Source organism: Bradyrhizobium sp. JYMT SZCCT0180 (genome assembly GCF_018130165.1).
GTDB lineage: Bacteria > Pseudomonadota > Alphaproteobacteria > Rhizobiales > Xanthobacteraceae > Bradyrhizobium.
This window is the reverse complement of record NZ_JAFCLZ010000024.1, coordinates 135137-141439: the sequence shown is the minus strand read 5'-3', so window position 1 is coordinate 141439 and position 6303 is coordinate 135137. Positions and strand designations below refer to the sequence as shown.

Here is a 6303-nt window from a genome sequence, read left to right as displayed (position 1 = left end):
GAGTCAACCCAGAACTCGTCTCCGGGGAGAGCACGGCATAAGCCGTAAAGCCATTGCGCAGGGAAGGCCGGGTGTTCTCCGCTGCCCTGTATGCTCGTGTGCACTTTGTTTTGTGCAAACCGCACACGGGACCGCGGGTGCAGCGCGCACCCGGTCTTCCCTGCGCCCTCATTTTCGGGGGCGGGAAGTTTCTGGCAAAGCTCGGGCGCAATGCGTCGCGAGATCGCGAACACATATCTATCCCCGTCGTCCCGGCGAAGGCCGGGACCCATACGCCGCGGCCGACGTTGTTAAAAAAGGAAGATGACGACCAGCGTGCCAAACAATTATCGCTGGTGGGTATGGGTCCCGGCCTTCGCCGGGACGACAGCGGATCCGCTTCGAGACGGCGCGAGAACTCAACTCGCCGCTTCCAGCCGCTCTTCCGTCAGCAGCCGCATTGCGGCGTCGGCGTCCATCGGCTCGCCAAAGGCAAAGCCTTGCGCGTATTCGCAGCCCAGTTGGTAGAGCTCGACCGCATCGGAGTCAGTCTCCGCGCCCTCGGCGACAACGTCCATGCCGAGGTCGTGGGCGAGTGCGATGATCGATTTCAGGATCACCGGGCGGGTGCCGCGGCTGGTAGTGCGCACGAACGACTGGTCGATCTTGATGGTGTCGAACGGGAAGCGTTGCAGATAGGCCAGCGAGGAATGGCCGGTGCCGAAATCGTCGAGCGAAAGGCCTGTGCCGAGCTCGCGGATCCGCGTCAGCATCTGCGCCGCGTGTTCCGGGTTCTCCATAACCAGCGACTCGGTCAGTTCGAGCTTCAGCGTGCCGCGCGCCACCGAGGAGCGCGACAGCACGGTTCTGATATCGTGGATCAGGTCGTGGCGCAGCAACTGGCGCGAGGAGACGTTGACGCTGGCGAAGATCGGCTCGCGCGAGCGCATCGCGCGCTGCCACACCGCGAGCTGCTTGGCCGTCTGGTCCATCACGAACATGCCGAGGTCGACGATCAGGCCGATCTCCTCTGCAATAGAGATGAATTCCGACGGCGACATCCGCCCGAGTTTGGGATGATCCCAGCGCGCCAGCGCCTCGAAGCCGGCGATCGAGCGATCCTCCAGCCGCACGATCGGCTGGTACAGAATCGTGATTTCCTGGCGCTCGATGGCGCGTCGCAATTCGGATTCCAGCGTCAGCCGGTCGGTCTTGCGGGCGCGCATCGCCGGCTTGTAGACGTCGATGCGGTCGCCGCCGATGCGCTTGGAATGATACATCGCAAGCTCGGCATCCTTGATGATCTCGTCGGACAGCTGCGTCTGCGGGTCGCTCAAGGCGAGGCCGATGGACGCGGTCAGGAAGATCTCGCGGTCGTTGAAGGCGATCGGCGCGCGGATGGTCTTGCGGATGGTTTCGGCAAACGCGGTGATGCGCGCCGAATCCTGTTCCGACATCAGGATCAGGCCGAACTGGTCGCCGGCCAGCCGCGCCAGCGTGTCCTGAGGCTTGAGGATCCGGGTCAGCCGCCGCGCCAGCGTCAGCAGGATCGAGTCGCCGACCGCGATGCCGACGGAATCATTGACCTGCTTGAAGCGGTCGAGGTCGATCACCATCAGCGTCGGTCGCAGGTTCGGCATCGTCTTGGCGAAATTCGCCACCGCGCCGAGGCGGTCGATGAACAGTTTGCGGTTCGGCAGGCCGGTGAGGTTGTCATGCACGCTGTCATGCAGCATGCGCTCCTCGGCGTTCTTCTGCTCGGTGACGTCGGTCAGCGTGCCGACAACGCGGGAAACCTCGCCGTCGGAGCCGACCACCGGGCGCGCTTTCAGCGCGAACCACATGAAGTGGCCGTCGGGGGTGCGCAGGCGGAAATCCTGCACCAGCCGGCCGCGGCGCTGGTCGAGCACGCTGTCCAGCGCTGCGCGGAAACGGTCCTGGTCGAGCGGATGCAGCACCTCGAGCCATTTGGCGGCCGGGCCTTCCAGCGTGCCGCGCTTGAGGCCGAGCAGGCTTTCGGTTTCGGGGCTGGTGAACACCTTGTCGGCGGAGACGTCCCAGTCCCAGATCAGGTCACCGGAACCGGTCAGCGCCAGCGCGCGGCGCTCGACGTCGGAGACCACGCCTGTCGTGGCGCCGCCGCCGGCGAAGGCGTGCTGCATGACCGTAAATCCGATCAGCATCACGATCAGCACGAGACCGCCGAGCAGCGCCGGGCCGACGATGTCGTTGGTGACGTTTCCGGCCACCGCCATGCCGGCCGCGACCACCCAGACCACCAGCAGGAACCAGGTCGGGATCAGCAGCACCGCGCGGTCGAAGCCGTGCGTGGAGAGATAGACGATCAGCGCAAAGCCGGCGAAGGCGATCATCACCAGCGACATCCGCGCGATGCCGGAAGCAACCGCCGGATCGAACAGCGCCAGCGCCACCAGCGAGCCGAGGAAGGTCAGCCAGCCGACGGTGATGTGGGAATAGCGCACATGCCAGCGGCTGAGATTGAGATAGGCGAACAGGAACACCAGCAGCGTCGCCGCCAGAATGGCTTCACCCGCCGCGCGCCAGACGCGCTCGGCGTTGTTCTGCATGTCCAGAACCTTGCCCCAGAAGCCGAAATCGACGCCGATATAGACCAGCACCGCCCAGGCCAGCGCGGCGGCAGCCGGGAACATGATGCTGCCCTTGACCACGAACAGGATGGTGAGCACGAGCGCCAGAAGGCCGGAGATCCCGATTACGATGCCCTGATAGAGCGTGAACGAGTTGACCTTGTCCTTGTAGGCGTCCGGTTCCCACAGATAGAGCTGCGGCAGCTTGTCGGTGCGCAGTTCCGCGACGAAGGTGACGACGGCGCCGGGATCGAGCGTGATGCGGAAGATGTCGGCGGTGGCGCTCTCCTGGCGCTCGGGCCGGTCGCCGGTCGAGGGCGTGATGGTGGCGATGCGCGACAATCCGAGATCGGGCCACAGCAGTCCCGACGACACGATGCGGTAGTGCGGGGCAACGATCAGGCGGTCGAGCTGGTCGTCGGTGTTGTTGGCGAGCGCGAACACCACCCAGTTCTGGCCGCCTTCACGGGCGCGCACCTCGATGCGGCGGACGATGCCGTCGGTGCCGGGCGCGGTCGAAACCTGGATGCGGTCGGCATCGCTGCGCTGATGGTCGAGCACCGCGGTGAGGTCGATCGCAGGCGCGTCGCTGCGGACGCTGACAGCGTCGATGGCGTGCGCTGGAAGCGCATACGCAACAATCATGAGGCCCAGCGCGAGCCGCGCAAGGCACCTGATCAGACGCAATTTCAGTACTCCGCGATCAACGATGTTCCCGGGCCAGCGAACAGCCCAAACGTTGCCGCGATAAATGACATGAAAGCGAAGGAAATCAAAGGGTTTCCGCCTTCGCTTCGGTCCGGAGCGTTAAACCTCCAACACAATTTTGCCAATATGTGCACTGGTCTCCATCCGCCGGTGCGCATCAGCCGCCTTTTCCAGCGGGAATGCGCTGTCCATCAGCGGCTTTACCCGCCCTTCGCGCATCAAGGGCATCACTTTGGCCTCGATCGCCGCGACCATCGCCGCCTTATCCGCATTAGTACGGGGTCGCAGCGTGGAGCCGGTGTGGGTCAGCCGCTTCACCATGACCTTGGCGATGTTGACGGTAACCTTGGGTCCGTTGAGCGTTGCGATCTGCACGATACGGCCATCGACCGCGGCGGCATCATAATTGCGATCGACGTAGTCGCCGGCCACCATGTCGAGGATGACATTGGCGCCAGCACCATCGGTCGCCTTCTTGACCTCGGCGACGAACTCCTCGGTCTTGTAGTTGATGGCGCGGTCGGCGCCGAGCTTCAGGCACGCATCGACCTTGTCCTGGCCGCCGACGGTGACGATCACCTTGGAACCAAAGGCCTTGGCGAGCTGGATCGCCATGGTGCCGATGCCGGACGAGCCGCCGTGGATCAGCAGCGTTTCGCCGGGCTTGAGTGCGCCACGCTCGAACACATTGTGCCAGACCGTCATCAGCGTTTCCGGAATGGCGCCGGCTTCCTGCATCGACAGGACAGGCGGCACGCTCATCGCCTGCGCGTCTTGCGCGATGCAATATTGCGCGTAGCCGCCACCGGCCACCAGCGACATCACCTTGTCGCCGAGCTTGTGCTTGCTCGCACCGGCGCCGAGCGCAACCACTTCGCCGGCGATTTCGAGGCCGGGCAGGTCGCTGGCGCCGGGCGGCGGCGGGTAGGCGCCGGACCGCTGCGCGACGTCGGGGCGGTTGACGCCGGCGGCGGCGACCTTGACCAGGATTTCCCCGGGGCCGGGAACGGGAACGCTGCGGGTTTCCGGCAACAGCACTTCGGGGCCGCCGGGCTTGCTGATGCCGACGACGGTCATTTGCGCGGGCAGCTTTTCCATGATTTGTCCTTGCGAAATACGGGAATTTTGAAGGCGGCCCCTGATTAGCCAGCCGTCATGCGGCTGGCAACCGCCTCAAGGGATCGCCAAGCACGGAGGAAACGCATGGCCATCGAGGATGACGACAAGCCGAGGAAGAAAATCACCCACGAGATCGGGCAGGACCTGTCGCTGCTGTCGGTCGAGGAATTGACCGAGCGCATCGCGCTGATGACTTCCGAGATCGAACGGCTGCAGGCGGCGATGGCCAAAAAGCGCGCGTCCAAGGATGCCGCGAACAGTTTTTTCAAGTCGTAGCCGAGGGCCGGAATGGGAATGCGTAGGAGACGTCTCGTTGGCGTGGCCGTCATGGGTGCGCTCGTCATGGGTATTGTGTTTGCCGGACTGAGTGCCCCGGCCGGTGCCCGGACGCCGGCGAGCTGTGTCGGGATCGACATGACTTCTGGCGAATGCAAGGCGCAGCGCTGCAAGAAGCCGTTCCAAAAAAATCTCGCCGCCTGCGCCGAATTGCCGTCCAACAAATCGTGTCAGGTCCTCGCCCGTCAGCACAAGCGCCAGTGCGACCGAAATTGCGACGAGACATATGTGAAGCGGTTCCCGCCGGGGTTCACCTGCGATGAGCAGTAAGTGGCCAATGGCCTAATCCTGGCAGCGCCTCGCGTTGAACGATGGTGCGTGTCCCAAACTAGGCCAGTGGCCGACATGGCAAACAAAGCCTGAAGAAAATCGCTCGTTTACGATCAATTAAGCTTTCTCGTTTATGACTGGCGTCGTCCTCGTTTGGACACCGAGTGGCTCCTGTCCACTCTGTTTGACGCCTCCCTGTTATCAACTTCAAAAGCCGCCGGAAACGGCGGCTCTTTTTTGTGCCCGCATCGCTGGAAACCATATTTCCGGATGCGGCTGGACTCTCGCCCTCGCAAGCGCAATGATTTGTTCATCATAAGTCGGCGGTTTGAAAAGCCGGCAGCGTATCAGTGGCGTGAGGGCGTTAACTATGGCGGACCGGCTGCACAGCGATTCCGCGCTCGTTCAATTCAGCGAGCGGCTGACTAATTCGGCGGCATTCGGAACCCTGTTCCGCGAGGGCATGGATCTGGTCGAGGAGACCGCCGCCTATCTCGACGGCGACGGCCGTGCCGAGGCCAAGGCGCTCGAACGCTCCGTCAGTCTCACCTATGCGACCGAAAGCATGCGGCTGACCACCCGCCTGATGCAGCTCGCCTCCTGGCTGCTGCTGCATCGCGCGGTCAAGGAAGGCGAGATGACGCTGACCCAGGCCAACCGCGAAAAGACCAAGGTCAAGCTCTCCGCCGCCGATCCCGGTCCCGAAGACATGATCGCCAAACTGCCGCTGCAATTGCAGCACCTGATCGAGCGTTCGATGAACCTGCAGTCGCGCGTGCGCCGGCTCGACACGTCGATCCATGCGCCGGCGGCCGAACGCGCCCCGATCGGCAATCCGCTGGTGCCGCAGCTCAATCGCCTGAAGGCGGCCTTCGAGCGGTAATTCCGCCACCGTCGTGGCCCATAAAAAACGCCCCGGGAAACCGGGGCGTTTTGCATTCCTGGGCCGAATGGCGAGGGGTCGAAACCCTCAATCCTTCTTGAGGAAGCCCGAAAACTTCTTCTGGAAGCGCGACACGCGGCCGCCGCGGTCGAGCATCTGCTGCGTGCCGCCGGTCCAGGCCGGATGCGACTTGGAGTCGATGTCGAGGTTCAGCTTGTCGCCTTCCTTGCCCCAGGTGGAACGGGTCTGATACTCCGTACCATCGGTCATAACGACCGTAATCGTATGATAATTCGGGTGAATTTCGGCTTTCATGGCATATCCTTCGGCGCGCCTGCGCCCGTCTCGAAATGTCAGGGGTACGGGATTTGGGCGGGTCTATAACGCAACAAGGCCGCC

General features: G+C 63.6%; 6 protein-coding genes. 3 read left to right on the top strand and 3 right to left on the bottom strand.

The window, feature by feature from the left end; all coding sequences use genetic code 11:
• Positions 1 to 398: 398 nt before the first annotated feature.
• Together JQ641_RS30405 and JQ641_RS30400 are read right to left on the bottom strand one after the other, a co-directional pair.
• Positions 399 to 3275 carry an EAL domain-containing protein gene (locus JQ641_RS30405; protein ID WP_192736891.1) on the bottom strand — a complete coding sequence of 959 codons (2877 nt, stop codon included), beginning with the start codon at positions 3273 to 3275 and terminating at the stop codon, positions 399 to 401.
• A 120-nt stretch (positions 3276 to 3395) separates the two neighbouring features.
• Positions 3396 to 4394 carry an NAD(P)H-quinone oxidoreductase gene (locus tag JQ641_RS30400; protein ID WP_211999522.1) on the bottom strand — a complete coding sequence of 333 codons (999 nt, stop codon included), beginning with the start codon at positions 4392 to 4394 and terminating at the stop codon, positions 3396 to 3398.
• 105 nt (positions 4395 to 4499) lie between these two features.
• Here JQ641_RS30400 and JQ641_RS30395 point away from each other — a divergent pair, with 105 nt between their 5' ends.
• From JQ641_RS30395 to rcdA, 3 genes are all read left to right on the top strand, one after another.
• Positions 4500 to 4691 (top strand): DUF1192 domain-containing protein, encoded by a 192-nt coding sequence (locus JQ641_RS30395; protein ID WP_211999521.1) that lies wholly within the window; start codon positions 4500 to 4502, stop codon positions 4689 to 4691.
• Between the two features lie 51 nt (positions 4692 to 4742).
• Positions 4743 to 5021 carry a hypothetical protein gene (locus tag JQ641_RS30390; RefSeq protein ID WP_211999520.1) on the top strand — a complete coding sequence of 93 codons (279 nt, stop codon included), beginning with the start codon at positions 4743 to 4745 and terminating at the stop codon, positions 5019 to 5021.
• A 370-nt stretch (positions 5022 to 5391) separates the two neighbouring features.
• On the top strand, positions 5392 to 5904 hold the full coding sequence (gene rcdA, locus JQ641_RS30385; RefSeq protein WP_192736887.1) for a protease adaptor protein RcdA: 513 nt from the start codon (positions 5392 to 5394) through the stop codon (positions 5902 to 5904).
• A gap of 87 nt (positions 5905 to 5991) precedes the next feature.
• Here rcdA and rpmE read toward each other — a convergent pair whose 3' ends face one another.
• Complete coding sequence (gene rpmE / locus JQ641_RS30380; RefSeq protein ID WP_192736886.1) at positions 5992 to 6219, bottom strand: 50S ribosomal protein L31; 228 nt, start codon at positions 6217 to 6219, stop codon at positions 5992 to 5994.
• Positions 6220 to 6303: the final 84 nt, after the last annotated feature.